This window comes from Alkalimonas sp. (assembly GCF_020831925.1).
GTDB lineage: Bacteria > Pseudomonadota > Gammaproteobacteria > Enterobacterales > Alteromonadaceae > Alkalimonas.
The window spans coordinates 77,708-100,495 of sequence record NZ_JAFIFQ010000004.1 but is presented as its reverse complement, the minus strand read 5'-3'; the positions used below and the strand labels follow the sequence as shown (position 1 = coordinate 100,495).

The 22,788-nt window shown below is 50.3% G+C and carries 22 protein-coding genes; 12 read left to right on the top strand and 10 right to left on the bottom strand.

Annotation, left to right across the window (positions count from 1 at the left end):
* Positions 1-28: 28 nt before the first annotated feature.
* From JJU14_RS02745 to JJU14_RS02730, 4 genes are read left to right on the top strand one after another with little or no spacing between them, the layout of a single operon-like run.
* Positions 29-535: a hypothetical protein gene (locus JJU14_RS02745; protein ID WP_228611072.1), complete on the top strand. Its 507-nt coding sequence runs from the start codon at positions 29-31 to the stop codon at positions 533-535.
* Positions 536-550: 15 nt separating this feature from the next.
* Positions 551-1,441: a DUF1838 family protein gene (locus tag JJU14_RS02740; protein WP_228611071.1), complete on the top strand. Its 891-nt coding sequence runs from the start codon at positions 551-553 to the stop codon at positions 1,439-1,441.
* 3 nt (positions 1,442-1,444) lie between these two features.
* Positions 1,445-3,010: an FAD-binding protein gene (locus tag JJU14_RS02735; RefSeq protein ID WP_228611070.1), complete on the top strand. Its 1,566-nt coding sequence runs from the start codon at positions 1,445-1,447 to the stop codon at positions 3,008-3,010.
* A 2-nt stretch (positions 3,011-3,012) separates the two neighbouring features.
* Positions 3,013-3,228, top strand: a complete 216-nt coding sequence (locus JJU14_RS02730) for a hypothetical protein (protein WP_228611069.1) — start codon at positions 3,013-3,015, stop codon at positions 3,226-3,228.
* A 66-nt stretch (positions 3,229-3,294) separates the two neighbouring features.
* Here JJU14_RS02730 and JJU14_RS02725 read toward each other — a convergent pair whose 3' ends face one another.
* The 4 genes from JJU14_RS02725 to JJU14_RS02710 all read right to left on the bottom strand — a co-directional run bounded on the left by JJU14_RS02725 (position 3,295) and on the right by JJU14_RS02710 (position 7,813).
* Positions 3,295-4,542 (bottom strand): MFS transporter, encoded by a 1,248-nt coding sequence (locus JJU14_RS02725; protein ID WP_228611068.1) that lies wholly within the window; start codon positions 4,540-4,542, stop codon positions 3,295-3,297.
* 169 nt (positions 4,543-4,711) lie between these two features.
* A complete protein-coding gene (locus JJU14_RS02720) occupies positions 4,712-6,301 on the bottom strand; it encodes an FAD-binding oxidoreductase (protein WP_228611067.1) in 1,590 nt (529 codons plus the stop codon).
* 27 nt (positions 6,302-6,328) lie between these two features.
* Positions 6,329-7,288, bottom strand: a complete 960-nt coding sequence (locus tag JJU14_RS02715; RefSeq protein WP_228611066.1) for a VOC family protein — start codon at positions 7,286-7,288, stop codon at positions 6,329-6,331.
* Between the two features lie 21 nt (positions 7,289-7,309).
* Positions 7,310-7,813: a DUF3598 family protein gene (locus tag JJU14_RS02710; protein ID WP_228611065.1), complete on the bottom strand. Its 504-nt coding sequence runs from the start codon at positions 7,811-7,813 to the stop codon at positions 7,310-7,312.
* A gap of 212 nt (positions 7,814-8,025) precedes the next feature.
* On the opposite strand from JJU14_RS02710, the gene JJU14_RS02705 reads away from it, so the two are divergent.
* From JJU14_RS02705 to JJU14_RS02685, 5 genes are all read left to right on the top strand, one after another.
* Positions 8,026-8,718, top strand: a complete 693-nt coding sequence (locus JJU14_RS02705) for a hypothetical protein (RefSeq protein WP_228611064.1) — start codon at positions 8,026-8,028, stop codon at positions 8,716-8,718.
* Positions 8,719-8,892: 174 nt separating this feature from the next.
* Entirely contained in the window at positions 8,893-9,195 is a 303-nt protein-coding gene (locus JJU14_RS02700) for a DUF1330 domain-containing protein (RefSeq protein WP_228611063.1), read from the top strand.
* Positions 9,192-10,259: a nitrilase-related carbon-nitrogen hydrolase gene (locus JJU14_RS02695; RefSeq protein WP_228611062.1), complete on the top strand. Its 1,068-nt coding sequence runs from the start codon at positions 9,192-9,194 to the stop codon at positions 10,257-10,259. The genes JJU14_RS02700 and JJU14_RS02695 overlap by 4 nt, the downstream gene beginning before the upstream one ends.
* Positions 10,256-11,659 carry an aldehyde dehydrogenase family protein gene (locus JJU14_RS02690; RefSeq protein WP_228611061.1) on the top strand — a complete coding sequence of 468 codons (1,404 nt, stop codon included), beginning with the start codon at positions 10,256-10,258 and terminating at the stop codon, positions 11,657-11,659. Before JJU14_RS02695 ends, JJU14_RS02690 begins: the two co-directional genes overlap by 4 nt.
* Before the next feature lie 21 nt (positions 11,660-11,680).
* Positions 11,681-12,421: a GntR family transcriptional regulator gene (locus JJU14_RS02685; RefSeq protein ID WP_228611060.1), complete on the top strand. Its 741-nt coding sequence runs from the start codon at positions 11,681-11,683 to the stop codon at positions 12,419-12,421.
* Between the two features lies 1 nt (position 12,422).
* Here JJU14_RS02685 and JJU14_RS02680 read toward each other — a convergent pair whose 3' ends face one another.
* Positions 12,423-13,124, bottom strand: a complete 702-nt coding sequence (locus tag JJU14_RS02680) for a Crp/Fnr family transcriptional regulator (protein ID WP_228611059.1) — start codon at positions 13,122-13,124, stop codon at positions 12,423-12,425.
* Between the two features lie 244 nt (positions 13,125-13,368).
* Here JJU14_RS02680 and JJU14_RS02675 point away from each other — a divergent pair, with 244 nt between their 5' ends.
* Both JJU14_RS02675 and JJU14_RS02670 read left to right on the top strand, forming a co-directional pair.
* Positions 13,369-14,307, top strand: coding sequence for a CpcT/CpeT family chromophore lyase (locus JJU14_RS02675; protein WP_228611058.1), 939 nt, complete (start codon positions 13,369-13,371; stop codon positions 14,305-14,307).
* Positions 14,308-14,519: 212 nt separating this feature from the next.
* Positions 14,520-15,767, top strand: a complete 1,248-nt coding sequence (locus tag JJU14_RS02670) for an MFS transporter (protein WP_228611057.1) — start codon at positions 14,520-14,522, stop codon at positions 15,765-15,767.
* 43 nt (positions 15,768-15,810) lie between these two features.
* Here the strand turns inward: JJU14_RS02670 and JJU14_RS02665 are convergent, their stop codons facing one another.
* A complete protein-coding gene (locus JJU14_RS02665; protein ID WP_228611056.1) occupies positions 15,811-16,515 on the bottom strand; it encodes a helix-turn-helix domain-containing protein in 705 nt (234 codons plus the stop codon).
* Positions 16,516-16,857: 342 nt separating this feature from the next.
* Here JJU14_RS02665 and JJU14_RS02660 point away from each other — a divergent pair, with 342 nt between their 5' ends.
* On the top strand, positions 16,858-19,488 hold the full coding sequence (locus tag JJU14_RS02660; RefSeq protein WP_228611055.1) for a TonB-dependent receptor: 2,631 nt from the start codon (positions 16,858-16,860) through the stop codon (positions 19,486-19,488).
* Positions 19,489-19,554: 66 nt separating this feature from the next.
* Here the strand turns inward: JJU14_RS02660 and JJU14_RS02655 are convergent, their stop codons facing one another.
* The 4 genes from JJU14_RS02655 to JJU14_RS02640 form a co-directional block, all read right to left on the bottom strand.
* Positions 19,555-19,749, bottom strand: a complete 195-nt coding sequence (locus JJU14_RS02655) for a hypothetical protein (RefSeq protein ID WP_228611054.1) — start codon at positions 19,747-19,749, stop codon at positions 19,555-19,557.
* 307 nt (positions 19,750-20,056) lie between these two features.
* A complete protein-coding gene (locus JJU14_RS02650) occupies positions 20,057-20,743 on the bottom strand; it encodes a hypothetical protein (RefSeq protein WP_228611053.1) in 687 nt (228 codons plus the stop codon).
* 42 nt (positions 20,744-20,785) lie between these two features.
* On the bottom strand, positions 20,786-21,823 hold the full coding sequence (locus JJU14_RS02645) for a hypothetical protein (protein WP_228611052.1): 1,038 nt from the start codon (positions 21,821-21,823) through the stop codon (positions 20,786-20,788).
* Complete coding sequence (locus JJU14_RS02640; protein ID WP_228611051.1) at positions 21,820-22,761, bottom strand: alpha/beta hydrolase; 942 nt, start codon at positions 22,759-22,761, stop codon at positions 21,820-21,822. The genes JJU14_RS02645 and JJU14_RS02640 overlap by 4 nt, the downstream gene beginning before the upstream one ends.
* Between the last annotated feature and the right edge of the window lie 27 nt (positions 22,762-22,788).

Here is a 22,788-nt window from a genome sequence, read left to right as displayed (position 1 = left end):
AGCCCGGCGGTTTGATTGAGGTAATTTTATGCGACTTTTAATCTCTGCAGCACTAGTGATTGGCGCTGTTGGTTGTTGGTCCGACTCGGCGGATGCCAAAGCGTCAGTGGATGGCTGGACATCGGCTTCCACTATTTTTTATTACCAGCCAAGCACCCTACAAGGAGAGGAGCTTTGGCGGGTGATTCGGGAAATGCGTGCAGCGGTAGCTATTGCCACGGTCAATCCTGATGGCAGCGCCAATGGTGCTGTGATCCGTCCTGGTATCACCCATGACAACAAATATCTGATGTTTGGCCTGGGTCACAACCAGACCGGGCAAAATTTCCGAACGGGTCAGCCGGCTATTATCGTGGTGTACAAATATGCGCCAGATGAAGAAGACAAGTTTAAACGGAATCAGGGAGCCAGGCTGGAAATTCAGTATGTCTCTGATGAAGCTTTGGTGAAGCGGCTGATAGAACAAAATAAAGCCCATGGTGCCAATGAAAACACTACGTTTATGCGGATTAACCGCGTTTTTCCCTTGGGTTAATGTTAAGGAATATTTATGAAGTTAAAGCAAATTGTACTTTCCTGTGGTTTGGCGTTGTCCGTTGCTGCAACCGGACTGGTTGCAGATGAACGACTGGATTTAACCAACAGCAATGACGCTTACAAAGCCATGCTTCGTCTTGTTGGGGATCTCAATGGCGCACCAGTATTTAAAGATTGGGATGCCACTATATTTATGGCTTTGCCTGGTGAAAAACCAGAACCGATTATCCGAACCATCGGCTTTAATGCCGGCAAAATGATAGCTAAAGATGATGGCAGTTATGAGTGGGTTACCCGTGAAGTGTCTTATTACGTGGATTTAAAAACAGGTGAGATTACAGAAACCTGGTTTAACCCGGTGACTGAGCAAACCGTGTGCGTATTGCAGGTTGCTAATGACCCGGTCAGTAATGTCTTTCCGGCACCGGCGCAGGACGGCTCAAACCCCATGGCTTTCTTTACCAGCTTCGATGTCATGGGCGATGTCGCAGCCTTGCGTTGGGATATTCCGCTAAAATACCCCAACCCATTAAGCCCTGAAGAGTTTCCTAAAGAGTCTACCGGGGATACCTACATTGCATCGGAACACTTTTTCTTTTTCGCCAGAACCGAGGATTTAACTGATCCAAGCACTACCAGTACACCCACTCACTATGCCTGGGCCCGGACTGGTCCCTGGTTGCCCTGGATGATGCTGGCAGATACGCCGGGACACCTTATTTACAGTGGTCATGGCCGCAAATACGACAGTTTTGATGACTTATCCGAGCAATTGAAGAGCTATACTTTAAAACACTTCCCTGAATATGTGACGGCACCGGATAGCTTTTATCAGCCAAATGAAACCAGTTGGACTTATTACGCCAAAATGAAGCGGGCTAATAAATTACCCGAATGTAAGTAGTATTTGCTGTTATACAGCAACCTTAGGGTTGCTGTATTTTTTTATGAGGTAGTTATGTCAAGTTTATCAGCAGTTAAAGCATGGGATCTGGAAACCGATGTATTAATTCTGGGTTTTGGTTTAGCTGGGGCCAGTGCCGCCATTGAAGCTTTGGCCGCGGATCCTTCATTGAAGGTTACGATTTGTGAGAAAATGCCGGAGAAATATGCTGGTGGTAACTCTCGTGCTGCCGGCCAATCACTGCTTATTGCGAAAAACCCGGCGGCTTTGATTGAGTACCAGCGAGCCATGAGCACTTCAAATCCAATTCCGGAGGAGATGCTGCATGCGTGGGCGCACAGAATGTCAGAATTAGAGCCGTGGATTAAAGAGCGAGCTGAAGAAGCCGGCTCTCAGTATATTCAAGGGACTGGTTTTACTGATCGTCAGGCTGTTTTGGAGTTCCCTGAACTGGGAGCTGCAGATGCTGTAACCTATACAGCTACCATTTTACCAATTCCGGCAGGCGTTTGGCTGGCGTTTAAAGCCAATGTCGATAAGCGGCCAATTGAAGTGTTGTATGAGACACCAGTAAAAGATTTGATTCAGGATCCAGATACCCTGGAGGTATTTGGTGCCTGGGTTGAACGTGATGGACGCTTGCAAGCCATCAAAGCGCGTCGTGGTGTGGTGCTTGCCGTGGGTGGCTATGAAGCGAATCTTGAAATGCAGCGCAACTATTGTGGCTATGAAAAGTTGTATCCCCTTGGAACCCCGGGCAATACTGGTGATGGCATACATATCCTGCAAAAAGCCGGTGCCGACTTGTGGCATATGCGTAATAAAGGACAGTCCGGCGGTATTTGGCCAGGCTTGAAAGCGCCTGGTTATGAAACCGTGTTTTTGCGTAATTTATTTTGGCAAAGTTTCAGCTGGCTTGAAATCGCGGCAGATAATAAGCGTTTTTACAATGAAACAGCAGAGCTACAGCTGACACATTATAAAGAGAAGAAACACAATCACTGGGTGGATACACCGCACATCAATGCTGGTCCTGTGCACATGATTTTCGATGAAACAACCCGGTCATACAACTGCCTGGCATTAAAAGCGTTTACCTGGAATATAGCGGCAGAAGGCTTGGATTGGAGTGATGATAATTTAAAAGAAATTGAGCAGGGGCGAGTTCTCAAAGCCGACAGCATCGAAGAGCTGGCTGAAAAGATGGGACGGGACCCGAATGCGGTTGCGGCAGAACTGGAACGTTACAATCAAATGTGTGCACAAGGCGAGGATACGGATTTCTGTCGAAACCCGGTAACCTTACAACCAATTGCCACCGGTCCGTTTTACGCGGTTGAGATAGTTCCTGCCGTGGTTTGTACTGGTGGAGGAGGGCGACGCAATATCGAGTCACAGGTATTAACCCCTGCCGGTCAACCGATTCCCCGTTTGTATGAAGCCGGTGAGTTAGGCTCGATGTTTTCTAATCTTTACCAAAATGGTAGTTACTTAACCGAAGCGATGATTTCAGGTAGGGCGGCCGGACGCAACCTGGCTAAAACATCGCCATGGCAGGAGCAGGAGTAGTTATGCAGGTGAATACCGTATCCATGAAACTTGGCGTACGTATTGAAAAAGCTGAAGCAAAAGGCAACACCATTGTGATGAGTGGCTATGCGGGTACCATGCCATGTGAAACCATTGTTACCGCGGAAGAGGCGGCTAACTTATTTAAGCTGTGTTTTAAGCCCGCTATAGTAAAGCTGGTGCTCAAAGCCTTTTTCAGGCGAAAGCAACAAGCCTGATAAGGCATAAAAAAGCTCTGGTTTACCAGAGCTTTTTTGATGGGGCGGCAGAGTTTAAAGCCTAACTTAAACGTGCTTTTTCACCTGACTGATTAAAACCAGCGCAATGGCACACAAGACAATATAAATGACAAAGGCATGATGATAACTGCCGTAGATATCAAAGATCAGGCCTGTCAGGTAAATACCCAAGCCACCACCAAGCGCATCCAGCACGGTAATGGTGCCAAGGATCTTACCCGATGCTTTTAACCCAAAGTTATTCACGGCATTTAATTGCAGCAGGGTATAAAAGCCACCCCAGGCAAAGCCGATAATAACCACCGCCGTCAAAACACTTGCAGCACTGCTGAACAGTAACCCCAACAAACCAATAAACATCAGCAATAAGTTGGCATAGAGGATTTTTTTGCCATGGAATTTATCGGCAAAAAGTCCAAACAGAAACTTACCAATCAAGGCTGGAATAAATAACATGCTAAGGCCAGCTGCTGCAGCCTGGATATCAAAACCAATGTCTTGCAAGTGCAGCACCAGGTTGGCCTGAAGCCCCATCAGAATGTAAAAAGTGCACATCGCAATAAAGGTAATGGCCCAGAAAGAGCGGGTTTTAAGTGCTTCGACGTAGCTTAAACCATGTTTAGAAATATCATGCGACTGGGTGTTTGCTTGTTGCTGATAGCCAAAAGGAACCAGGCCAGCTTCGGCAGGTTTGCTTTTCACCAGAAAAATAGCCAGCAACAGAAGGAAGGTGGGAATAATGGAAGCCAGCTGAAATCCCTGGCGCCAGTCCATGCCAGCGGCCATCCAGCTGCCAAACAATGGGGCAAGCAAAGCACCACCTAATGAAGTTCCTACGATGGTAATGCCAATCGCGGTACCCCGGTTTTTAACAAACCAGTTCGAGACCAGAATCACACCCACATTTAAGCCGCAGGACACCATCACCAGCGCAAAAAAGCCATGAATAATATAAATATGCAGTAAGCTTGTGACGTAGCCATAGGCAAAGTAGCTTGGGATAAGCACCAGGCAGCCCACGATCATCAAGACGCGTACACCCAGCCGATCAATAAAAATGCCAATGAATGGAGCCAGCAAGCCCAATAAAATCAACGTAATTAACTCACGCAGCTTTAGATCGGCACGGGACCACTCTGGAAACTCAGCCAGGATGGAGCTGTCGAAGGCTGTGATGCCGGTAAAAATCATGCCGTTGGACACCATCAGACTGATCATGGCAATAAAAACCATCAACCAATGTTTACGGGTACGTTGTTGGGTCATTGGCGGCTGAACTTCGGTGGTCAACATCAAATGGGTCCTTCGGTTCATGGATAGTTGTTCTTGTTATAAAGCAGCGTGGACCGAACAAGAATTGATTTTTATCAAACAGGCCGGTCCTACTGAGTAAATGCGATAAATAGCTGCTGTACGACGATGGTTGCAAGGTGGTGCTCCAGCCAGAGGCACCACCACAGGTTTAGAAACCAAGGCAGCCCGGGTTCATGCTGTTGGTTGGATCGAGGTAACTTTTAATGGCTCTGAGCAACTCAAAGTTCTCAGCTGCCAGGCCTTCTTTGAAGCGATAAGACTTGCCTATTTGCATATGAATAAAGCCTTGCTGGCTGTATGCCAATACCAAGTCTGCCCGGATCTTTTCAATAGCCTTTGTTGCTTCCGGATTGGCAGCAAATCCTTTAAGGCGCTTCAGATGACTTGCTTCAACTGCATGCTTGTGTAGCTCATTTAATTCATCTGGCCAGAAAAATACCGGCTCAAGCACAAAGGCCGTGCTGGACACGGTCGCCACCAGATAACCGATGCCAATAGAAAACTTCTCTATGAGATCATGGTTCTCTGAAAATACTTGCTCGGTGATTTGATAAGCCTGCTGTGTTTGGGAGTGAGGAACAACTGCATGAACAGGTACCCAGCGCTCACCCTGCGGACCTATCATGTTATTGACCGGGCCAAAGGGGTTGGCCCGTAGAATTTTTGGAATGCTGTTTTCTATCGCTTTGACATCCAGCTTGCTGGCAATCGCTTTGATGGCTTGCAGCTTATGCTGTATCCCGGCCTCGGTTCTGTCTTCAACCATGAAATGTGCCGACCAGCTTTCTGCCTGAACAAAGTTTCTGCCTGCCAGCGCAACCTTTGTCCCTGATTTAATGGCTTTGCCTAGACTGCCAGCAGATTTCATCACGCCGAGCAGCGATTTTACATCTTTTCCCAGGCTTTCCCTTTGCATGCGCTGGGCCTGTAAAAAGGGATCAAAACCAAAACACTCACTAATCAGCCCCTGTCGTGATGCTTCACTCATTAGATGGCTCAGCGCGGCAAAACTGGTAGCACTAAATGACAAGCCATCATGAAATTTTAGCTCCGGAATTAACCGCAGTGTAGCTGTCGCCTTGATGCCGAGCGCGGAATTATCGCAGCAAAACAATCCGGTTAAATCCGGGCCAAAGTGTCGGGCAAAAGGGCTGGCATGCAATTGGCCCGCTGAGCCAGTGCGAATAACATGGCCATTCGCAAGCACGACTTCCACGGACAACACGGAGTCAACCGCAAAGCCATGCTGCCCTGAGCCCCAAAAAATGGAGTTTTGTGATAGCCCGCCGCCGACAGTGGCAAAGCGGCCCGATAAAGTCCCCCAGAAAGGCGTCCGAAATCCGCTTCCTGCTAATGCTTTATGCAGCTTTTCCCAACTGCAACCGCATTGCACTGTGACGTACATATCGTCAGTATTGATTTCAAGGATCTGATCAAGCGCCGACATATCCACAATGACTGAGTTTTGCTGCACCGGCACATAGCCTTGGGTGTAGGACATGCCACCCCCGCGGGGCAGTACAGCAAAGCCATGCTTTGTGCTTATTTGTACCAAAGTAATCAGTTGTTTAACTGTTTCAGGTTGTACCACGAAAGCGGCCGGCTCTTTTTTACAAAAAACATCCTGCGACATCAGGGTACGGCTGGCTAAGTCGCTTTGAATCGACTGGGGTGAAAGAACTGTGCCGAGCTCTTCTATCAGAGCGGTCAGTTTTTCGGCCGGGTTAGGCTGTATCATCATGGACTCCATTTATCTGCAAAGATATTAAATGCATGGCTGGTAAAACTCCAACCAGGCGCCATCCGGTGTCTTAGCCGCCAGTAGCTGAACACGGCCATATGGTGGCAGGTCCAGTTCGGTTAGTGGCACAGGCAAAGGTACCTGGTGGGTTTGAAGGTGTGCTGCTAGCTCAACAATGCCTTCAACCGGGAAGCGCACGCCCAGCATACCCAGGTTAGGTGGGGTATTATCCTGGCTATAATCCTTGCCCTTACTGGCAGCAAAGCAAACCAACTCAATGGAACCCCGCATTTCGCCATCTGGTTGCAGAATGGCCAGTTGATACGGTTCGGTATGAGCGCGCTCGAAAGGAATGCCGAGCACATTCGCACCAGGCTGCTCGGTCAGGTTGCCACTTTGTACCACACACTGAAAACCAAGCACATCCTGATAAAATGCCATACTTTTAGTAAAGTCCTGCACGATTTGGCTGGAGTTAAATATCTGGCTGATAGGCTGCATATGCTCCCAGCCATGCAGTGGCGGAGACACCCGCTCAATAAAAGCAAAACGAACATGGTTTTGATTGACTGCCAGCCATTCCTTGACCCGGGAGCTACCCAGGAAAAACTCGACAGGCTCGGATGCACCGCGCCAACCAAGCTTTGACAGCTTTGGCTGCAATGCATCCATGGATGCTATTCTCAGGTTGAAATCAAAAGTGCCACCATAATCCCAACTTTGATCGTTGGCCCGCATCACGGTTTGGGACAGATGAGTGAAACGGATCAGTCGCAGGTAACCACTATTAATCCCTGGGTTTGCCAAAACAACTTCTGCCGCTTCAGTTTCTGTCGATAGTTGCCAGGCTTGAAGCAGACTGCTTGAGAGGGGGCCCCGGTGAATTTCTTGCCAGCCGCCATGTTCACAGAGCAAGGTTATCAGAGGCCCAAAATCGTTCACAATGGCAATAGCTTCCTGAAAAGCAGCAATTTTAAAGGTCATAGCTGGTGACTCCCGTGACACTTAAAATTGAGCAACCTGATCAAAGCTGCTGTCGATGTTTTCGTAGCTGGCCCAATCGTTGCTGATAAACTGCTCGTCAATCAATGTGCGCTGCAGTAGCTTGCCAGCTTTGAACCATTGCCATACCCGTGAGCGATACTTGCTGCAATCAGACAGTTGAATCATTTCATACAGGTGTAAATCCTCTTCATTGGTTCGCACCCAGTACAGCATGACGGTGCGGTGAAAATCATCCAGTGGCACTTCGGCTGCCCAGCCCTGTACTTCGGTATAAAAAATAATTTTATTGTTTTCTATTCTGGTCGGAAAATCGCGCACTTCTTTGCGCCCATCAGGCCAATAATAAAAGTTGGTCTGATGGTAGACGTCATCTGATGGGAAACGGCACAAAAGCCTGGAGCGGTGCTCATCTATTTTCTCACCGTCAGGGCTGTAGTAGCGGTAATAGCCTTCCCAGACCCCTTCATGACGAGACAGCAAAGGCATGCGTTCTTTTAATTTCATAGCGAGTTACCTAATGGAGTTAGCATGTTATTGATGCTAACAACAACCACAGTTATGCCATTGACAATTGGCAATCGAGGCTGTGGTTTATCGAGGTACCTCATGAAAACCTTAACGCAGAAATGGATATGGTCAGTGATTGATATCTGTCAATGATGGAAAAAAGTTCCACTCCTAAGCTTTGCTGGTAAAAACAAACAAAGGTGATTGGTATGGAATTTATCAGCATGTATGAACTACCCATCTTACGATGGTTTCATATAGTGGCCATGGTGTATTGGCTGGGGGGCGAGTGGGGTGTGTTTCAAACGTCTTACCATGTAGTCAACCGCAAACTGCCTATGCCGGAGCGTAAGCGGCATATGGAAACGGCGTATCGCATTGATATTCTAGCCCGGACCGGAATTATAATGCTATTCCCGCTCGGCATGCACATGGGATATCTCTGGGGCGTTCAGCCCTATGCTGGTGCCTGGTTAACCGGTATGTGGCTCTTCTTTTTTGGTTGGTTAGCCTTGTGTTGGGCAGCCTTTATCTATCGTGAAACCGACCGGGGCCTTGTGCTGACAAAGCTGGATGAAGCCATTCGCTACTTCGTGATCCCGGCATTGGCGATTGCCAGTATCGCCTCGTTATTGGGGTATGGGCCATTCTCAGCCGGTGATGGCCAGAAGTGGTTCGCCATCAAAATGTTGATTTTCTCTGGCCTGCTGGTGATTGGCTTACTGCTGCGCTTCATTATGCGTGAGTGGACAGTGATGTTCCGGAAGCTGGCTGTTGATGGCAACAACCCAGAGGTGGAAAACCGGCTGGAAGAGTCCATTCGCTTTGGTCGCCGCCTGGCATACATTTACTGGATTGGTATCTTAACCACCGCATTCTTTGGCGCTGTTAAGCCATTCTAAGCTGTTGATGTGTTGCTTTTTTTGCCCACATTGCCGCTGCAAAGCGGCTTTTTTTTGGGTATTTATCCGATTGAATTGACAAATATCAGCCAGGATGAAAATCAGGCTTTACTCGGCCCCTATAATTCAGCAGTCTTGAACTAAGATGCACAATACACGCAGTGAGGTATTCCGATGGCAGCCTATATGGTGATTCAGGCGGATGTAACAGATTGGGAGCGATTTAAAGCATACACCAGTCAGGTACCCGCTTTGGTGCGTGCTTACGGTGGTGAATACATCGCGATGGATAACCAGCATGAACTGCTGGAAGGGCAGCATAAGCCAGCGAGTGTGGTGATTTCACGCTGGCCGGATGAAGCTGCAATCCGAGCATTTTGGCAGTCTGATACTTACCAACGACTCATTGCTTTACGTGACGGCACCGGGCATTTTCATGTCATGTTGGTTCATGGCTTAAACGGGAATATCAAATGAACGCATACACGGCTCTGGCGTTGCAGACAAAATGTTTTGCTGTAAATGCACTTGGGGTAGATGACGCAAGGGTGCAGATCATGCACAACCTGGAACGGGTGCAACAGCAGGTTCGTGCCAGTAAAGGGTTTATTCGCACTTTGACCGGTGATGATGTTCGCCTGGTCGTTCTGCCCGAGTATTTTCTGACCGGCTTTCCTACCTTTGAATCGATGGAAGAATGGCAAGCCAAGGCTGTACTTGCGATGGATGGCCCGGAGTATGACCGGCTTTCGGTTATTGCGCAGGAAAATAAACTGTATTTATCCGGTAACGTCTACGAAGTTGATCCTCATTTCCCTGAACTGTATTTCCAGTGCTCATTTTTGATGAACCCTTCGGGGGATGTGGTACTGCGTTATCGGCGGTTGATTTCAATGTTTGCGCCTACACCGCATGATGTGCTGGATAGATACCTTGAACTTTACGGCTATGACGGTCTGTTCCCTGTTGCACAGACCGAGCTCGGTTGTCTTGCGGCCATTGCCTCAGAAGAGATCCTGTACCCTGAAATTGCTCGCTGCCTGGCGATGAAGGGGGCTGAGGTATTGCTGCACAGTACTTCCGAAATCGCAGCGCCGGGCCTGACGCCCAAAGATATTGCCAAGCGTGCCAGAGCCATTGAAAGCATGGCCTACTTGGTTTCTGCCAATAGCGGTGGCTTTTCCGGTATTCAGCTGCCGCAAGAATCGTCGGATGGCATGTCAAAAATTATTGATATGAAGGGCCGGGTGCTGGCCGAGGCTGCAAACGGCGAAACCATGGTGGCTCATGCCGAGCTGGATATGGAGCTGCTGCGTCGCTACCGCGCCAAGCCAGGCATGTCCAACCTGCTTTCCAGGCAAAGAAATGAACTCTTTGCTCCCAGTTATCAGCAAAGTGTGTATCCAGCCAATACGATGCTGAATGAACAACAGCAGGTAATCCCGGTGAATCGATCCCACTTTGAATCTACCCAGTTGGAGGTGATTCGTTCTTTGCAAGCTTCTGGCATTATTAAGCCTGGCGGAGTAGTCGTAAAATGAAGATCCGTAACCCAAGAACCGGCCGTTTAGATTTTAACTTAAACGAGGTATCGCTTGATGAGGTGGCTCATCTGGCGGCGAACTTAAGAGCCTCGCAACCTTTGTGGTGGCAGCTCGGTATGGCCGCACGGGTTAAGGCCATGCAGGACTTTGCAGAGCAATTGGCTGTGCACAGGGAGGCATTGGTTGCAGCTGTTGCTGAAGACACAGGCCGCTGGAGTGAGTCTGAGCTCGAGGTGGATGTGACTATCAGCACCATTCAGCGCTGGTGCAAAGATGCGCCTGAGCTGTTGGCCGAGGCCCCGCCGAGAAAAGCGCAGATCCCATTTTTAGAGATCCAACCCAGCTACCTTCCCTTTGAAGTGGTCGGTGTGATTAGCCCGTGGAACTTTCCGTTGCTGTTGTCCCTGGTCGATGCTATTCCTGCACTTTTGGCCGGTTGTGCGGTAGTGATTAAGCCCAGTGAAGTGACCTCGCGTTTTGTGGCACCTTTGCAAGAGGCCATTCGGGCGACGCCTGCGCTAGCTGCGGTTTTGCAAATAGTGACGGGAGCCGGTGAAACCGGGCAGGCAGTGATTCAGCATGTCGATACCTTGTGTTTTACCGGCAGTGTGGCCACGGGGCGGCGAGTCGGGGAGTTGTGTGCCCAGCAGTTTATCCCGGCTTTTTTAGAGCTTGGTGGTAAGGATGCCGCAATCGTCTGCGATGACGCGGACATTGAAGTGGCCACCAGTGCTTTGTGCTGGGGGAGTATGGTGAATGCCGGACAGTCCTGTATGAGCCTGGAGCGTATCTATGTGCATGAATGTATTGCGGATGCATTTATCAGCCGTTTGGTAGAAAAAGTAAAGAAATTACGACACAACTACCCGGATATCCGGGTCGGTGAAATAGGGCCTGTAATCTCGGATAAACAGGTCGCTGTTATTCGCCAGCAGCTCGATGATGCCTTTGAAAAAGGTGCCCGGGCGCTGTGTGGGGGGCAGGTGCTGGAACTAGGCGGCGGTTTTTATTGTGAGCCAACGGTATTGGACCAGGTTAGCAATAACATGCAGATTGTGACGGAAGAAACCTTTGCAGCTATTGTGGTGGTGCAGCGGGTGCAATCCAATGACGAGGCTGTGCGGCTGGCCAATGACTCAAAGTACGGCTTATCCGCTGCCGTCTTTAGCCAGGATCTGGCGAATGCGTATCGGATTTCGGCAACCCTGAAAGCCGGGGGTATCAGTATCAATGATGCGTCTTTAACGGGTTTTGTGCATGAGGCAGAAAAGCAATCCTTTCAATGCTCTGGTATGGGAGGCTCCAGAATGGGCGCTGAATCTATACGTCGTTTTATTCGTAAAAAATCATTCATCCGCAATACGGGTGTTCCTTCCCCCTGGTGGTTTAAAGCCTGAGGCAGCTAAGGAAAGCAACGGATGCATAGTAAGCAGGCCAAGTACATTGAGTTAGGTGAGTTGCTTTTGCAGCAGATTCTGCAGGGGCACTATCCGTTAGGCTCTTTACTGCCCACCGAGAAAGAGCTTTGCGCGCAGCATGGGATCAGTCGTCATACTGCGCGCGAAGGTTTACGCTACATTGAACGCATTGGGGTGGTCGAACGCCGGCAAGGGGCCGGCACCCGGGTTATCCGCAGCAGTCTGCCGGAGCAAATTAATCAATTCACTCAGTCGGTACAGGAGCTGCTGGAGTTTGGCCAGCAAACACGTTTTAACATCGATGTCTGTCAGCTACTGTCGACCGATAAGGACGAGATGGCGCGTTTAAAGCTGTTAAGCCCTATGAACTACATCTACCTGGCTGGTATTCGCTCCGAAGTGCATGATAAAAAGCCTATCTGCTATTCCAGCATTCAACAGTTTCGCTATCACCCTGAGGTGCTGGCACAGAGCCTGGATAAGAAAGCCGCGCTCAGGCAAATGATGCATTTGCTAAGTAGTGCGAATATTGGTCGGGTAGAGCAAGAGTTTACCGCCTGCCTTCTGACCTGTGAGATGGCAACAAAACTGAATGACAGGGCGCAGTCAGCTGCGATGAAGGTGGTGCGAAAGTACTACTCGAAACAAGGCGAATTGGTGTTGCTTGCAGAGAGCATTTACCCGGCACATCGATACCGTTACATCAATGTGCTAACCCCCTCATCCACCAAGAAACTTTAGATTAATCATCGGCAAAGCGATGGAGCGCTGCTTCGTCCAAAATCGTGATTCGATAGTTGTTTTGAATGCTAATCATGCCTTTCTTTTTCAGGCTGCTGAAGCCTCTGCTGGCGGTTTCCAGCGACATCCCCAGGTAATCGGCAATATCCTGGCGGCTCATCGGCAGGTAAAACTTATTGGTACCATGGCCGATGCGGTTCGACATATCCAGCAGAAAATGGGCCAGTCTTTGATGAGCAGACTTTTGCCCCATAATAAACAGCTGATCAAGAATGTAATTGAGCACATGATTGGTAAATTCGTGAAAACGTTTGGCAATGGCCGGATAGCGTTCAAAAATACTTTGGATCAGCTGTTTGTTGATTTTAACAATGGTACCGTTGCTCAGCGCCCGGGCACTAAAGGTATAGAACGAAAACTCAGACAAGCCCAGCAGGTTGCCGGTAAAAAGAAAGGCAAACACATGGCGCGAGCCTTTGGAAGTGGAGCGCTCCAGCATAATGACCCCTGAAATCGGGATGTAGATGTAGTCGCTGGGATCTTTTTCTTTGAAAATGTAGCAGTTTTCATTGATGTGGATTTCCTGCGCGTGCTTGGAAAGTTCCTCCAAAAAACTGTTCGCACCTTCCAGCTCCTGAAAGTTGCGGCCAAAGCAGGATGCCAGTGAGGTTTTTATCGATACTTTAGAGGTGTCAATCGTCATGGGCAGTCGTCATCAATCCGTTAAGTGGGTATTTTGCATGAATTGCTCTGCTAAGCTAGCAATTGAGTTGATAAAAAGCAATCCGATAAGGCTCAGTCTGTCCCTGCATTTGCACCGGAGGGGTTTTTCCGGAAAAAGTACAGTGCGATTGATAAAAATCAATGGGGTTGTTGGCGGGCCTGTTTAGGATTTTGCCACCACTCAAACCATCGGCCCTCTATCCGATGCATTTAAGGAATTATGGATGAAAGTACTAAGTTACGGTCTGTTGGCGGCCATCTTGTTGGTTAAGCCTGTGCATGCCAGCGATCTGTTGCAACAGTATCTTGAGCTGGCCGTTGGTAGTTTTGATACCAGCCAGCAAGCGGCCAGAGATGATCGCTATGCAGATATCACTTGGCACATTACCGAAATCTGGCCTGGAGATAGCAAGGTACGTTGGACCTATGCAGAAAACTGGGCACCGGATGCAGAGCGCCCTTATCGTCAGCGCATTACCCGCTTTCAATTAGCAGCAGACGGCAGCATTCAGGCCGATGGTTTTTTATTGCCGGAGCAAGAAGCCTTTATGGGAGCCTGGCAACAGCCGGAGCGTTTTGCCGCTTTAAAGCCGGAAGACTTGCAGCCAGTGGTGGGATGTACCGTCTATCTGGTAAAAACCGGCGCGCAGCGTTTTGAAGGTGCGACTCAGGGCCAACAGTGTCGCAATAGTCATCGCGGCGCCAGCTACATGATATCGCAAACTCAGGTGAGCGCCGATGGCTTCGTTAACTGGGACCGTGGTTTTAGCGCCAATGGCGACTTGGTGTGGGGCCCAGCAGCCGGTGGGTATCAGTTTCGACCGGTCGGTCAGCAACAATGCAATGAGCCGGTGATTATGGTGGTTTATGGTGAGATTTTTGATCGGGCAGGCTTTGGTCGCTATGTAAGCGCTTTGGCTGAGAGCGGATTGTATCAACAGCATCAGGCATACCACCTGGCATTTAGTCCGGCCGTGGCTCAGATGGAAGGGGAGCCGCCGGCATCTCGTGGCATGGTGCTGGCTAGATTCCCTTGTTTACAGGCAGCAAAAGACTTTTGGTATTCGGAGGCTTATCAAGCCATTATTCCTCATCGCCAGGGGGTTGCAGAGTTTGAAGTCTCATTTTTACGGGAGTTGCCGGTTCCTGCCTATGTGCATTAACTCACACATATCATTATCTTGCGATGCAGCAACAGGTTGAGTTGCTGCATCGGCGTCACTCCTTTGCGAAACGAAACCACTTCCAATTGATATTTATCAACTAGCGCTGGCGACCGGCGGGATTTGTGCGGACAAATTCGGTATACATAGTTCGTGCATAAAACAACCATAAACAGCCTGCTAATTGAATCAGGTTTGGTCAGGAGTTCTCAATGGCGACACTACAGATACAGGATACAGTCCTTCCACAACAAACCCGCTTTCATTGGATCACCGTCTGGATCGCTTGTTTTGCTTTACTGATATCCAACGGCATGACCTTAACCGCTATCACCGCCTTTGACAGCGCCATCCTGGCCGACTTTCCGGAGTGGACCCGGGGGCAGCTGAAGTTTCGCGAGCTGATCACCTTGGTCTTAGCCGGCTTGTTGGCACCTGTGGTTGGTATTTTAATCGACAAAGTAGGGGTACGTATCCTGATGATGGTGGGTTCGGTCATCCTGGGGTTGGCTTACTTTGCCTACGGCTACATTACCGATCTGCGTCAAATCTACATGGTTCATGCCGTCTTTGCGGTGGTGTTGGTGGCCTGTGGCCTTAATGTCGCAGTCATACTGGTATCGACCTGGTTTGTGAAGCTGCGCGGCACCGCCATTGGCATTGTGGTGGTAGGAACCTCGCTAGGCGGCGCGCTGCTTGGCCCCTTGTACGGCAGCTGGTTAGCAGCAGGTATGAGCTGGCAACAGGGCTTTCAGTTGGCTGCTTTTATTCCGGCTTCGCTGTTTTTGCTGGCGCTTTTTTTGGTGCGCAACAAGCCGTCCCAGCGAGGGCTGTTGCCCTATGGCGTAGTTGCTAGTCCTACGGATAGTCAGGCCGATATTTCCAGCCATGGCCTTGGCTACTGGGAAGCGTTAAAAACCCGCTCTTTCTGGGCTATTGCCATTATTGCCATGTGTACTTTTTATACCTTGCTGGGTTTACAGGCCAATTTGGTGTTGCACTTGCAAGATCTCGGTTTTGATATTCAAAGCGCATCGGCCGGCCTGGCCATGCTGTTTACTCCGGCGTTGGTCGGTAAGTTCCTGTTTGGCCTGCTGGCAGACAAGATCTCCGGGCGAATGATCCTGTACGGTAACTTGTCGGTGATGTTTCTGGGGCTGATTGGCTTGCTATTTGCCGGCGCGGGTACAGTGATGATGGTGATTTTTATCATTGGTCTGGCATGGGGCGGTTTTTACACCCTGTTGCAGCTTACTGCCATCAACAGCTTTGGTCTAAAAGCCTCCGGGCGATTGCTTGGCACCATTACCATTTTGGATGCGATTGGCGGCGGTTTAGGCATTTACCTGACTGGCAAAATTTTTGATATCTATGGCAGTTATCACAATGCCTTTATCATTTATATTGTGCTGGTGGCCATTGCTTTGCTGCTGATTAGTCAGGTGAAAAAGCAAGCCTGATAAAACCGGGCATACGGCTGTCGTTTGCCCGGTTATCAACGGCTTACTCATCAATAAAAGCCTGCATCTTGGCTTTTTCGGCAATGATGATCTTATGGCTGCTCTCAATCTCAATCAGCTTGCGCTTTTTCAGATTGCTAAAGCTGCGGCTGGTTGTTTCCAGCGACATGCCCAGATAATCGGCGATATCAACCCGGTTCATCGGCAAATAGAATTGGCCAGAGCCTCGGCCAAGCCGGCTATCCATATCCAGTAAAAAATGTGCCAGCCGCTGTGGCGCGGTTTTCTGGCCCAGGATGTACATCTGATCCAGCACATAATGCAGCACATGGGTGGTGAAATCGTGGAAGCATTTGGCGATTTTGGGATGGCGCTCAAAAATATTCTGGATCAGGCGTTTGTTGATGCGCACTACGGTGGCACCGGTCAAAGCCACGGCGCTGAACGAATAGACGGTAAACTCCGATAGGCCGAGCAGGTTGCCGGTAAATAAAAAGGCAAACACATGGCGGGCGCCCTTCGGTGAGGTCCGTTCCAGCATAATGGCACCCGAGATAGCGATGTAGACGTAATCGCTGGGATCGCCTTCTTTGAAGATGTAACTTCCTTGCTGAATGGTAACTTCCTGCGCAGATTGCGATAGCTCCTGCAGGAATTCATTGGCCCCTGGCTGCTCATACAAATTGCGACCAAAGCAGGCGGCCAGAGAGGTTTTAATGGAAACTTTCGAAGTATCGAGTGCCATCATGCGATTGTCCTGTAATGTGTGTCTGTTGAGTATGGCAAAAAACACAAAAGAGGGTAGTTTGCCACCGCAACTCAGGTATTCTAGGGTTGAAAATACCTGAGTCGACTTCCTGTTTTTGGGAATAAATCCTGTCATTTCCTTAGAGCAATAAAAATATTTATGATTACAAGGTACTGTTTTTAAATTGGTTTAACAAAAAATCTGGCTGCGCAAATTTTGCTCATTGACAAATGATATATAATGATATCATTATATCAATGTGGCATGCCAGTGCAGTATCGGCTGCCGAGAGACGAAACACTAAAAATACATTATAAAAAATGCAGTCAGGAGGGTGTTCCGATGAAACAGGTACCATTTAAGTTAAGGTATCCGATACTGCTTAGTGCACTGGGTAGCGCATTAATGCTGTCTGTACCCACGTTTGCCAATGAGGCCGCTGAGTCCGAGCAGGATGAAGCAAAAGAGCCGATAGAACGCATTATCGTTACGGCGCGTTTGCGCCAAGAGTTACTAAACAAAATTCCGGTCTCTGTCAGCGCCTACAGTGGTGAGCAGATGGAGCGGACCGGTATTCGCAATATCAACGATATCATTGAAGCAACCCCAGGTGTCACCTACGACTCCATCGGTGGTATGGCATCCGGCTCACCGGTGATTCGCGGGCTGGCTCAGCCTGGCCTGGTGGGTGATGAAACCAATGTGGCGGTTTTTATTGATGGGGTCTATGCCTCTGGCCGGGATGCCAGCTTCCTGCCGTACGGCGGTTTGCAACGGGTAGAAGTGGTCCGTGGCCCACAATCGGCCATCTATGGTCGCAATGCCTTTGCCGGTGCTATCAATTACATCACCAAGGCGCCTTCCGATACCTTTGAGTTTGGTGTCAATACTTCGGCCGGTACGCACGGCATGCATGATGCCCATTTGTATCTGAGCGGTGCTTTAACCGAACGCTTTAAAGCGCGCTTGGATTTAAGCGACAGCAGTACCGGCTCTACCATCCGTAATGTAAATACCATTACTGGGGAGCGCATTGACAATCGTCGACTGGGAGAAATGGACAATCAACTGGCGCGGTTAAGGTTGGTCTATGATGGCGATAATACCAACATCAGCCTGTCTCATACCCACATCGACACCAAAGAAACGCCGCGCGCCACGGCTCATGTGCAGCACAATGGTGGCTTTGGCATTCGCAATGCCGCGCAGGAGTTTGGTGTGCTGGTCAATGGTACCCACATTACCTTTAACCCGGCAACGGGCCAGTGGGATCTGCTGGGTGATTGGGTGTTTACCGGCGACCCGCAAAAATACCTGGGTGTGGTGGATAACGATTTATGGCGTTCCAGTTTTACCGGGGTGGCACCGGAAGCAACCGGCACTGAGCGCAAAGTGGATCGCACCAGTTTGGTGATTGACCACAATATGGAGAACTTCTCCATCACCTACCTGGGTGGCTACAACCGCACCGACTACACCATTAATCTAGGTCAGTTAAAAGACCATGCCGGCATGACCATCTTGCCAACCTTTGTGGCACAGAACCTGCCACCAGCCAGTGCCTTCCCGGATGCACCAGCCGGCTTGCAGGTGCAAAATCTGTCCTTTGGTACTGTTTACATGGGCATTCGTGGTTACGATTTAGGTGGCCAGCCGAATGACGATCGTAAAGAATACAGCCATGAGCTGCGCTTTGCTGGCAATCACAATGGCATGGACTGGGCCTTTGGTGCTTTTTACAGCAAGTTAGAGTTGGATCAGATGACCACTCTTGGCGTGGTGGGCACCGACAGTTACTCCAATATGATTTTCAATGCAGCTGGTATTGGTTTTGAAGACAATGGTCTGATTACCCTGCAGGGCACCTCCTACGAAACTACCACCAAGTCGGTGTTTAGTGCGGTAGATTTTAACCTGAGTGATGAGTGGACCATGTCGTTGGAAGGACGCTGGACCCGGGAAGACAAGTATGCCAACAACCATACCGACAACAGGGCGCCTGGCGTGCTATTTCCAACCGGGCAAATGGATGGATCCTGGAGCTACTTCACGCCGCGGGTGACGCTGGATTGGGATGCCAACGAAACCACGCTTTATTATCTGAACGTGGCCAAGGGCGCTAAATCCGGTGGTTTGAACGGTTCTGCCGAAGGGGATGAAATGACCTTCGATCCCGAGCAAAACTGGACCTATGAAGTTGGTATGAAATCTTTCCTATTTGACAGCCGGCTGCGCTTTAACATCGCGGCTTATTACATCGATTGGGATAAGCAGCAGGTACGTGATTTCTCGACTCTGGGCAACCATACCAATGCAGTACCAGCGGTGATCGTCACCAACCTGGGTAAAACCGAAGTCAAAGGTCTGGAGCTCGATGGTCGCTGGCAAATCACCGACAACTTTGGTTGGAACTTTGCCGCGGCTTACAACGATGCCACCGTTAAAGTCGGTGGTTTGGGTCCGGAGTTTGGTTTTCTGGATTATGCAGCCCAGGGCATGAACCCGACCGAGTACCCGGTTAGTCAGACACTGACGATGGTCAGCACCCGCCCACCGTTCTTTGGCGTAGTCGGGCAGATGACGCTGCCACCAGAGGGTACTTTGGTGTCGGATGGCGATATCTCCGGCAATACCATGCCGCGGACTTCCCGCGTCACGCTGAACTCCAGCATCGATTATGTCCGTGACTGGGGCAATCTGAACAGCTTCTCCGAGCTGTCGTTCAGCTACCGCTCCAAGCAATATCTGGATGCCACCAATAGCACGGAGTTGCCTTCAGCGGTCACGGCCAGGTTGACCATAGGTTTTGAAACTGAGTCGCTGCGGGTGAGCCTCTTTGTTAATAACCTGACCAATAACGACACCCCATCCGGCGGTTACCGTAAGTACCTGTGGAATGGTAAGCCGCAGTTTGTGGTTGAGCCCAGAATGGGCAGAACAGCAGGGATTAACCTGTCGTACAAATTCAGATAGCTTGGTTGTTCTCTGGTTATTGCCCCGGCTTCGTGCCGGGGCTTTTTTATGCCTGGCAAGCTGGGCTTAGATCACACCGAGTTGTTGTTTTGCTTCATTCAGTGTCACCGTATTTCCTTCACAGATATCAGCCAGTCCTTGCGTTACAGCTTGAACGAAGGGTAGTTCCTCTGTGGATTTTTCATCCTGCATATTCCGAATCGTTTTGTGAATCAATGCGGATGCACACTTTTCGTGGAAGCCTTCCGGAATGTTAATCATGATTCATCTCCTTGTGGCTCTTGCAGCGGATGTACTAACTGGCCATCAGTGCGCTCCAACACCTCGTTTTATTCACTCTTGTTGCTATTAAGCCATGAGGTAAATCATGCAAAGAGCAGAGTGAAGGATCTTTTTGTCGTTTTTTAACCGCTACGAAATTAAGTTAGATGACGGCTTCGAAACTGGCAAGCTGCAATTTATGCAATAAGTTGCAGTCCTTGCGAGTAGAAACGAGCAGGCAGTAAAAATCCCACTCAGCCCGCTTTGGTGTAGAGCGGACTGAGTGGGTTGTGGGAAAGGGGGGCTGTTAGCTTTTCGTTATGGCGGCTTTAGGTGTACCAAAATGCTGCTCGGTTTTTAACAGCGCCAGCAAAAACAGGATTTCGGCGAAATTGCCCAGCAGGAAACCGTAGGCGAGGGCGGCACCGGCGGCGTTGATAATAAAAATGGTCAGGGAGCCGACAAACAGCCAGCTCCAGCCGGTCTTGCGCCATAACACCACGGCCCAGGGCAGGATAAAAATATTGGTGAAAATGGTGCCAAGCGGTGGTGAGGCTGCGACGGCATTAAAGCGCTCCATGCTGTGGAACAAGCCTGTTGGATCCTCAAACACCCGGCTGGTAAGTTGCAGCTGCACGATATCGAACCAGATGCCGTAACTCAGGCAGGCCAGCGTCACGACAGCAAAAAGCCCGGTACACCAGCGGCTGTAGGCGATGCTGACGCCGGCCTGGCGCAGCAGCGACAAGGTAAAAAGCGACAGCAATGGCAGCAAAAGGCCATGCAGCCACCAGCGTGGGTAGTTCAGCGGCTCCAGCCAGGCAGCGCCGCCATACCAGCTGCTGAGCAGCAGCATGGTGTTATCGTACATAACGCCGACTAAAATCGCCCGAAGCAACCAGCTGCGAGGGCCTGTCAGTTGCCAGCGAAAAGACAACACCAGCAACAGCAGATGCACCAGCAGATAGCTGGCAAAAAAGTAGCTTAATGACATGGCTCCCCCTTCTTCCTGATCCAAACCCCAGCGATGGGGCAGTTAACGAATACTCAGGCTAGCAAAGCCCTGGGTTTGTTCGGTTAATTGGTTGCTCTGCAAAAAATACAGTGCCTCGGCCTCGTCTTTGACATAGGCATCCAGAAAAGCCGTGCTGACTGAGAGTAGCAAGCTAAACTGGTGCTGTTGCGCTGGCTCTCTGCGGTTGGTGCGGCCAATCAAGCGCCCAAAATAGTGATCGGCTCCGGCCAGCACCAGACCGTATTGACTGCCCGGCACCGCTTTTTTGTGCGACATCAGATGCAAGCGATAATCCGGGAAAAAGCGTGGTTCAACATCCCAGGTGCCGGTGGTCACCAGCACCGGGCCTTGCAGGTGATCCCAGCTGTGTTCGGTAATCTCGGTAAACATTGGGCCTGGCGGTGAAATGGCGACAATGGCACGGATAGCATCGGGCGCTGCCAGCTGCAAGGGCACGCTGCGCTGTGCCTGAATTTTCTTATCAAACAAGGTGGCACCGGCAAACAGCTGTGCGGTGTAAGCACCAAAGGAGTGGCCGGTCAGGGCCACCCGGCTCTGATCGGCGGTTACGCCATCCGGCAGCCTGGATGCCAACTGCTGCGGTTGATTCAGCAGCATGGCCAGATCCCAGGCCCGTTGCTCAATTAAGCGCACATTGCCATAGCGCAAGGCTGCCACAATGCCACGGGCCATGCCACAGCAATCCAGATGATTGACCGTTAGCACCACATAGCCTTGCGAGGCCCAATGCAGCAGCAGAGCATCGTATTCCAGTTGATTGGACCAGTTGCCGTGCGAAAAGACAATCAGCGGGTACTGACCGGCGCTAGCCGGGGCCAGCAGACGGATGTTCAGGTGCCGATCATCCAGCTTCAACCTTTGCTCACCGCTGTCAAACAGCGACTGCCTGGTGGTCTGGCTGCCATAAAGTGTTGCTACTTGTTCCGGGTTTAATGGAAACTCTGATACGACTGGCAATTCAGGGGCTTTGCTGCAGGCGCTCAGTAAGAGAACAAGGAGTGCACTCAGTAGCGCTGGCAAGGTTAGGAGCGGCTTCATGGTAACTCCTGCAGAAATTGCAGCGCATCGGCCAGGCTTTGCTGCGGGCGCTCCAGCGCTAACACATGACCAGTATCCGGATAGGTGATGACCTGCACTGTGCTGGCTTTTGGCAGATTGTCGACAAATAACTGGGTCATGGCAACGGGCAGCTGTGGGTTGGCCTCTCCCCATTGGATCAGCACCGGCAACGTCAGTTGTTGCAACTGCGCGGCAGCGCCGCCTTCCTGAAACTGGCGAATGCGCTGCATCTCCGCCTTGCGATTGCCTGCGCGGCGAAAGCCATCGTGAAATTGCCGTTGCAACTGTGGGCTGATGGTTGCTTCATCCGCCATCATCCACTGTAAAAAACGGTTGTAGCCGGCGCGGGGCAAAAAATACAGCAGGTAATCGGCAAAGCGGGGCAAGTCTTCGCCACGACCTCCCCGGCTGTCGGCTTTACGAAAACCACCGGAATTTTGCAGCAGCAGTGCCCGCACTTGCTCTGGATAACGGGCACTGTAACCGATGGCAATATTACCGCCCAGTGAGCTGCCCACCAGCACCACATCTTCCAGTTGCAGTTGCTCAATAAAGCCATGCAATAATTCGATATCACGCGCTAAGCTGTAGTCGTTATCCAGCGCTGGCCCGGTCAGGCCATGGGAAGTGAGATCAAAACGCAGCACCCGGTAATGCTCTGCCAGCGGCTCGGCCCAGGGCTGCCACATCTGCATGCTGAAAAAGTGTGAATGCAGCAAAATGATGGGCTGGCCTTGCCCCTGATCCTGATAAAACAGTGGCTGGCCCTTGACGATAAGTTGTTGGATCTGGCCATCGGGGTGCTGGCTCAGCAGGTGCTGCACTGGAATATCGGCATAGCGCAGCAGCACATAGCTGACATAACCAGCCAGCAGCAGGCAAACCAGCAGAAGCAAACGAAGCAACCAGCGCCACATAATGTACTCTCCGGTGCACCCTGGTCA

What these genes read in the sequence shown, in the direction of transcription:
- JJU14_RS02745 (WP_228611072.1), top strand. Translation starts at nt 29, where the DNA reads ATGCGACTTTTAATCTCTGCAGCACTAGTGATTGGCGCTGTTGGTTGT.
- JJU14_RS02740 (WP_228611071.1), top strand. Translation starts at nt 551, where the DNA reads ATGAAGTTAAAGCAAATTGTACTTTCCTGTGGTTTGGCGTTGTCCGTT.
- JJU14_RS02730 (WP_228611069.1), top strand. Translation starts at nt 3,013, where the DNA reads ATGCAGGTGAATACCGTATCCATGAAACTTGGCGTACGTATTGAAAAA.
- JJU14_RS02725 (WP_228611068.1), bottom strand. Translation starts at nt 4,542, where the DNA reads ATGTTGACCACCGAAGTTCAGCCGCCAATGACCCAACAACGTACCCGT.
- JJU14_RS02720 (WP_228611067.1), bottom strand. Translation starts at nt 6,301, where the DNA reads ATGATACAGCCTAACCCGGCCGAAAAACTGACCGCTCTGATAGAAGAG.
- JJU14_RS02715 (WP_228611066.1), bottom strand. Translation starts at nt 7,288, where the DNA reads ATGACCTTTAAAATTGCTGCTTTTCAGGAAGCTATTGCCATTGTGAAC.
- JJU14_RS02710 (WP_228611065.1), bottom strand. Translation starts at nt 7,813, where the DNA reads ATGAAATTAAAAGAACGCATGCCTTTGCTGTCTCGTCATGAAGGGGTC.
- JJU14_RS02705 (WP_228611064.1), top strand. Translation starts at nt 8,026, where the DNA reads ATGGAATTTATCAGCATGTATGAACTACCCATCTTACGATGGTTTCAT.
- JJU14_RS02700 (WP_228611063.1), top strand. Translation starts at nt 8,893, where the DNA reads ATGGCAGCCTATATGGTGATTCAGGCGGATGTAACAGATTGGGAGCGA.
- JJU14_RS02695 (WP_228611062.1), top strand. Translation starts at nt 9,192, where the DNA reads ATGAACGCATACACGGCTCTGGCGTTGCAGACAAAATGTTTTGCTGTA.
- JJU14_RS02690 (WP_228611061.1), top strand. Translation starts at nt 10,256, where the DNA reads ATGAAGATCCGTAACCCAAGAACCGGCCGTTTAGATTTTAACTTAAAC.
- JJU14_RS02685 (WP_228611060.1), top strand. Translation starts at nt 11,681, where the DNA reads ATGCATAGTAAGCAGGCCAAGTACATTGAGTTAGGTGAGTTGCTTTTG.
- JJU14_RS02680 (WP_228611059.1), bottom strand. Translation starts at nt 13,124, where the DNA reads ATGACGATTGACACCTCTAAAGTATCGATAAAAACCTCACTGGCATCC.
- JJU14_RS02675 (WP_228611058.1), top strand. Translation starts at nt 13,369, where the DNA reads ATGAAAGTACTAAGTTACGGTCTGTTGGCGGCCATCTTGTTGGTTAAG.
- JJU14_RS02670 (WP_228611057.1), top strand. Translation starts at nt 14,520, where the DNA reads ATGGCGACACTACAGATACAGGATACAGTCCTTCCACAACAAACCCGC.
- JJU14_RS02665 (WP_228611056.1), bottom strand. Translation starts at nt 16,515, where the DNA reads ATGATGGCACTCGATACTTCGAAAGTTTCCATTAAAACCTCTCTGGCC.
- JJU14_RS02660 (WP_228611055.1), top strand. Translation starts at nt 16,858, where the DNA reads ATGAAACAGGTACCATTTAAGTTAAGGTATCCGATACTGCTTAGTGCA.
- JJU14_RS02655 (WP_228611054.1), bottom strand. Translation starts at nt 19,749, where the DNA reads ATGATTAACATTCCGGAAGGCTTCCACGAAAAGTGTGCATCCGCATTG.
- JJU14_RS02650 (WP_228611053.1), bottom strand. Translation starts at nt 20,743, where the DNA reads ATGTCATTAAGCTACTTTTTTGCCAGCTATCTGCTGGTGCATCTGCTG.
- JJU14_RS02645 (WP_228611052.1), bottom strand. Translation starts at nt 21,823, where the DNA reads ATGAAGCCGCTCCTAACCTTGCCAGCGCTACTGAGTGCACTCCTTGTT.
- JJU14_RS02640 (WP_228611051.1), bottom strand. Translation starts at nt 22,761, where the DNA reads ATGTGGCGCTGGTTGCTTCGTTTGCTTCTGCTGGTTTGCCTGCTGCTG.